Origin of the sequence: Spirulina sp. CCNP1310 (assembly GCF_034932185.1) — a bacterium.
Lineage (GTDB): Bacteria > Cyanobacteriota > Cyanobacteriia > Cyanobacteriales > Spirulinaceae > Spirulina.
In genome coordinates, this window is sequence record NZ_JAYGHW010000058.1 from 1 (window position 1) to 4066 (window position 4066).

The 4066-nt window shown below is 48.9% G+C and carries 5 protein-coding genes and 1 pseudogene; 4 read left to right on the plus strand and 2 right to left on the minus strand.

Translation table 11 applies throughout. The features are described 5' to 3' along the window. Both VB712_RS10730 and VB712_RS10735 read right to left on the minus strand, forming a co-directional pair. Window positions 1-496, minus strand: a pseudogene (locus VB712_RS10730) (hypothetical protein); the annotation flags it as partial. A 2-nt stretch (window positions 497-498) separates the two neighbouring features. Continuing rightward, window positions 499-1239 (minus strand): precorrin-2 C(20)-methyltransferase, encoded by a 741-nt coding sequence (locus VB712_RS10735; RefSeq protein ID WP_323254558.1) that lies wholly within the window; start codon window positions 1237-1239, stop codon window positions 499-501. A 78-nt stretch (window positions 1240-1317) separates the two neighbouring features. Between VB712_RS10735 and VB712_RS10740 the strand changes: the two genes are divergently transcribed. From VB712_RS10740 to VB712_RS10755, 4 genes are all read left to right on the plus strand, one after another. Continuing rightward, window positions 1318-1866: a hypothetical protein gene (locus tag VB712_RS10740; RefSeq protein WP_323254559.1), complete on the plus strand. Its 549-nt coding sequence runs from the start codon at window positions 1318-1320 to the stop codon at window positions 1864-1866. An 84-nt stretch (window positions 1867-1950) separates the two neighbouring features. Further along, window positions 1951-2961, plus strand: a complete 1011-nt coding sequence (locus tag VB712_RS10745) for a hypothetical protein (RefSeq protein WP_323254560.1) — start codon at window positions 1951-1953, stop codon at window positions 2959-2961. Window positions 2962-3239: 278 nt separating this feature from the next. Next, the gene (locus VB712_RS10750; protein WP_323254561.1) at window positions 3240-3473 is read left to right on the plus strand and encodes a hypothetical protein; all 234 of its coding nucleotides are present in this window, start codon (window positions 3240-3242) and stop codon (window positions 3471-3473) included. Further along, window positions 3473-3871 (plus strand): nucleic acid-binding protein, encoded by a 399-nt coding sequence (locus VB712_RS10755; RefSeq protein WP_323254562.1) that lies wholly within the window; start codon window positions 3473-3475, stop codon window positions 3869-3871. The genes VB712_RS10750 and VB712_RS10755 overlap by 1 nt, the downstream gene beginning before the upstream one ends. Window positions 3872-4066: the final 195 nt, after the last annotated feature.

The window sequence follows — 4066 nt, forward strand, 5'->3', positions numbered from 1 at the left end:
TGGGGCGGGGGGTCGTTTGGGGGGGGCGAGTGCTGTTGTTGCGGGGTGGGGGCGGGGGGGTGATGCGATAGTTATAGGGGAGGTTTTGGGCGGGGGGAGTTGCGCCCCTTGGGGTTTGGGCTGGATTGGCTTGATTGCTTAAGGGGGGAAGGTTGGGGCGATTGGGGGTGTTTAAGGGCATCGAATCGGGCAAGTTGGCAATGTTCGGCGGCTGCCCCGGTATTGCATTCATGGGCAACTCCCCGAAATTACTAGCTTGGGGCATCGTCACCGCTAGGGGCAAACGGTTCAAGTCGGTGGTGGACAGTTCAATCAGATTCACCTGATTGCGGGGTGTGGTGGAGCCATCCCCGAGGAGGGAGACATCGGCAAACCAGGGAATGGAAGGGAGGGCAACCCCTAACATGGCGTGCATTCCGACGGAAGCGTAGGCAGCGATCGCCGTCGGTTGGCGAAGGCTTTGTGCCAAAACTGCCCAGATGGAAAAAGAAGCCATAGCTAATAATGGGTTTCGAGAGGTTTGTTATGGATAATCAAGATCGAGAAGTAGCTCAATTGTAGCGTGGGGCGATCGCGCAAATTATCATAGACCTGTTGCTCCGGCATCGTCGCCCGCTCTACGACCCAACTGCGATCCAACAGGTTCCATTGCCGCAACACCTGCCACACTTGGCTATACACAGATCCCACTTTTAACAACACCACCACATCAGCCCAGTGTAGAACTTTTTCCAATTCTGCAACGGTGTAGAGGGCAGGCAAGACGACGAATTTTTGTCCTTGGCAGGTGAGGGGAATCCCCAGGGCGGCGGCGGCGGCATAGGGGGAGGAAATCCCCGGCACAGTTTCAACGATTAATTCCGGGTGGGCCTGTTGGAGGGTATGGGCGAGGTAGGTGAAGGTGCTGTAAAAGCTAACATCCCCTTCACAGGCAAAGGCCACATCTTGGCCTTGGTGGAGATAGGGCCACACCTGAGCCGCTGCCTGTTCCCAAGCCAGTTGCCAATCCGCTTGATTGGGGGTGTAGGGAAAATTGAGGGGAAGGAGTTGTTGATGGCGGCCGATCAGCCAGGGGGTGATAATGCTTTCCGCAATGCCGAGTTTGCCGTGCAGACCGGCAGGAAAGGCAACAACATCGGCATGGCGCAGGAGGCGCAACCCCTTGAGGGTAATCAACTCCGGATCACCAGTACCAACACTGATACCGTAAAGATGGCCGAGGGGAACGGAGGATTGCAAGGGGGATGGGTGCAGGTGGGGTTTTCGGCTCTTATTTTAGCGGATCAGGCGGAGAGCGCTACAGTTAAAATGATCGAGATGTTGAAGGAAACTGGAATTATGAAGGGAGGGAAGGGGGCGATCGCCCTTTTTTTAGGGTTAATGTTGGGCTATGCTCCGGCTAGTGTTGGTGTACCGATGGGGCAGCAAAGTTGGCAATGGTTGGAGGCAATTCCGGGAGGGTTTCGGGTAGCGTTGCCGGGGGGAGTGGAGAGACAGGAGCCGTTGGTGTTGGATTTGCAGGGGGGGGAGTTGGTGTTAGAGGGGGCGATCGCCCTCCATGAGGGGAATCAGTATGTGTTTGCCTTTGGGGATTATCGGGTGGAGGGTAGTCCATGGGTGCGTTTGACGATGTTGCGAGATGCGATGGTGAAAGATACGGGTTGGGTGTTGGCGGAGGATCGGTCGTTCCCCTTAGGCATTCACCCTGGCCGGGAGTTCATTTTATTTAGTGAAAATGAACTGATCACCTATCGTTTTTATTTGGTGGGGGAGCGGGTCTATATTTTGGGGGTGTTACAGGATGCGGGGGTTGATCTCAGGGAGGAGATGGGGGCATTTTTTGGGTCTTTTGGGGTGACACGCTGATTTTTTGTGTTATGTTTGTAATTGACTGATCAAAAGCAGGTCAAGTTTTTAGTGTAATCATTTTTACTCAATTCATCCAAGCAAATGAATAACTTAACTACTGTCCGTTGGGTTTTAGGCGTATTTTTGATTTTGGGTGCTTTCGGCGCATTGCTACAGCTTCAAGTTTTAGCCTTTTTCTGTTGGTTTATAACAGGTCTGTTACTATGTCCATTAAGTTATGATTTGCTTATACAAGCAGCGGAGGAAAAGGTTGGATTCGAGATCCCTAAAGCTGTTCCAATTGCTTTAGGAGTAGTGCTTTTTTTGATATCTCCATCAGTTGATCTTAACAATACTACATCTACTTCTCAAACCAGCAACGAAACAACACCAGTGGAAGTAGATATTTGGCAAACTGTGCTTGATTCATCAGACGAATCGGTTGCAGCGGTTTCTGAAGCAAGCTCTAGTAATACCGTTGAAGATTGGGATGTGGCTGTGAAATCTTTAGAAAATACTGTTCTTCAATTTAAAAATATTCCTTCAGAACATCCTGGCTATGCTGAAGCACAAAAACAAATTACTGCGTACAGTAAAAGTTTAGAATATGCCCAAAAAAGCCTAGAAAAACAACAACAAAAACTGGAAGAATCGCAACTTAAAAACGAAGAAAAAATTGAAACTGTTATTATCCGTAATCCCGATAATAATAATACTGTGATGATGCAATTCAAATGTCCATCAGCACTTGGAACTTTGGTTGAATCATCTGAACCAAACAACGACTCAACAATTTGGGAACCCAGTGAATTAGCCAATGCTGTCTGTAATGGTCAAACTACATTTGCTGGTGGAATATTGATCGAAAAAGTAAGCCCTACACCTACTCCTCAAGCACAGCCTAGCCCAAGCCCTACACCTACTCCTCAAGCACAGCCTAGCCCAAGCCCTACACCTACTCCTCAACCAGCCGTTTCTCGTCCTGCTCGTCAACCGCAATCGGGTAATTGTGAATGTCCTTATGACAGGGATTCTGCGGGTCGTAATTGTGGCCGACGTTCTGCGTATTACAAAACCGATGGAGGATCACCCGTTTGTTATACCAAGAATTAGAGAAAAGTAGTCGTTGGGTGCGTCAGCCTAACTAACCCAGGTTTACTGGGGAAACTATTAGGACTAACGCACCATTTTGATTATGGAAAAAATCACGTTGTTAACGTGGGGTTTAATCACTGATCCCGCCACCTCTCCACCTGCTGACTGTAGCGACGGGCGGAAACATCAGGGGAGAGATGGGCGATCGCCTAAGCCGTCCAAGGGCAAATCCACACCCGAAACGCCCAACGCTGAAGCAAAGGGGTACAATCGAAACAGAGATCTAGAAGGGAATTATGACAACAGAAGAACTCTTGATAGCCAAATGGCGTAATCTTTCCCCCGACAAGCAACAAGAAGCAATAGCCTTTGTCGATTGCCTCAGTCGCCCCAATACCGATAGCCCACTGGGGCAAAAACTCCGGGCAATTCGTGCAAAAATTCTTGAATCGGGGATACCCCTTCTCACGGACAGAGAACTAGAACAGGAAATTCGCGAACGACGAGGGGATCGAGAGGCAAGTTACTAATGGTTCTTTCTTTCGTTGATTCAGGGATTCTCATTGCGGCCGCCCGTGGCACTCCTCCCCGTGCTCAACGGGCTTTAGATATTTTAGCTGATAGCGATCGCATTTTTTGCTCCAGCATTTTTATTAAATTAGAAGTCCTACCAAAATCATTATGCTACCAACAAACATTAGAAAGTGAGTTTTATGAAACCTTTTTTCAGGGTGTAACTTACTGGATAAGCGACTTAGAAGCACTCAGTCAATTTGCCTATCACTTGGCTTGCATCTATGGATTATCTGGACTAGATGCCCTCAATATTGCTGCTGCAATTTCACTGAAAGCTGATGAATTTATCACAACTGAAAAACCAACAAAACCAATGTATCGTGTTCCCAACATTCAGTTTTTGACAGTTTAGTCGTAGGGTGCGTCAGCAGGATTAACCTGAAAATCCTAAGAACTGACGCACTCTCTTCTCCCATGGATGATTGACACTCCCCGCGCTAAAGCGACGGGGATTCTTGGTTCATCGACCGGACTTAACCGAGCAGGATTGCTCCAACCCAGCCAGAGGTCTAATCTCCCCAAGCGTATAACTTCCCGTTTGCCCCAC

Bases quoted from the DNA above. Each gene is read 5' to 3' on its own strand.
- VB712_RS10755 (WP_323254562.1), top strand. From the start codon at position 3,473: ATGGTTCTTTCTTTCGTTGATTCAGGGATTCTCATTGCGGCCGCCCGT.
- VB712_RS10750 (WP_323254561.1), top strand. From the start codon at position 3,240: ATGACAACAGAAGAACTCTTGATAGCCAAATGGCGTAATCTTTCCCCC.
- VB712_RS10745 (WP_323254560.1), top strand. From the start codon at position 1,951: ATGAATAACTTAACTACTGTCCGTTGGGTTTTAGGCGTATTTTTGATT.
- VB712_RS10740 (WP_323254559.1), top strand. From the start codon at position 1,318: ATGTTGAAGGAAACTGGAATTATGAAGGGAGGGAAGGGGGCGATCGCC.